The sequence below is a fragment of the Oleiphilus sp. HI0067 genome (genome assembly GCF_001635735.1).
The window spans coordinates 1-1,359 of record NZ_LWFI01001289.1; the positions used below are offsets into that span (position 1 = coordinate 1).

General features: G+C 46.2%; 1 protein-coding gene. It reads right to left on the reverse strand.

Features of this window, described 5'->3' with window-relative positions; translation table 11 throughout:
* Positions 1 to 1,359, reverse strand: a 1,359-nt coding sequence (locus tag A3739_RS20010; RefSeq protein ID WP_304440294.1) for a glutamate synthase central domain-containing protein, incomplete at both ends; no start/stop codon positions are given.

Sequence of the window (1,359 nt, forward strand, 5' to 3'; positions counted from 1 at the left end):
CATATTTGAGAAGACCACCCGGCTCGATTGATTTACGCGCTTTCCAAGCCTCATTCGCAAGCAATGACTGCTCAGCTTGTAAATTCGCAAAACTCGCACCTTGAATTCGGCTCGCCACACCTTTGAAACAAAGATCAACCACATCGTCAGAAAGACCAACTGCTTCAAACAATTGAGCACCACGGTAAGACGCAATCGTTGAGATTCCCATTTTAGAAAGAATCTTAAGAAGGCCTTTACCAATCCCTTTACGATAGTTGTTTTTCGCCTCGATTGGATCCATCAACATCTCGCCGCTCTCGATCAAGTCATTCAACACTTGATAAGAAAGGTATGGATACACCGCGGTTGCACCAAAGCCAAACAATACCGCGAAGTGGTGTGAATCGCGTGCAAAACCAGTTTCAACAACGATGTTGGCATCACAACGCAAGCCATTCTCAACCAGGTAGTGGTGCACTGCACCTGTAGCCATGAATGCATTGATTGGCAACTTACCTTTTTCAATGTCTCGATCCGACAAGACAACAATCACTGAGCCATCACGAACAGCTTGTGCCGCTTTTTCACACACATCTTGAATCGCTGCTTTCAGGCCTTGTTCAGGATCAAATTGCAATGAAACAGTCGCTGAACCAAAACCTAAAGAATTGTCTAAAATCGCAGCAAACTTAGCTGGACTCAAAACAGGCGTAGTTAAAATAATACGCTTAGCGTGCTCAGGAGACTCTTCAAATACATTTCGTTCCGAACCGATGCAGGTTTCAAGCGACATAACAATCGCTTCACGCAAAGGATCGATTGGAGGATTCGTAACCTGTGCAAATTTTTGACGGAAATAATCGGCAACGGAGCGAACGCGCTGTGACAAAACAGCCATTGGCGTATCATCACCCATCGAACCTACTGCTTCTTGTCCCGCCTCACCTAGTGGACGTAAAACTTGATCACGCTCTTCGAAGCTCACTTGGAACATCTTCATTTGCGTTTTCAACTCATCCGAAGGCATTGGTTCAAACGCAGGCGAAGAGCTCTTCAAGCGCGTTTCAAGACGCTGAGCGTTTTCACGCAACCACTTCTTGTAAGGCTTGGCTTCTTTAAGACGCTGATCAATGTCGTCTGTATGCAATACATCGCCGGTCTTCGTATCGATCGCTAAGATTTGTCCAGGACCAATTCGACCCTTCGCAACAACATCTTCAGGCTTATAAGCATAGGTACCGATTTCCGATGCTACTGTAATAAAACCATCTTTAGTAACAACCCAACGACTCGGACGTAGACCGTTACGATCTAGCAAACACACAGCATAACGACCGTCTGTCGTAACTAGGCCTGCAGGGCCATCCCACGGCTCCA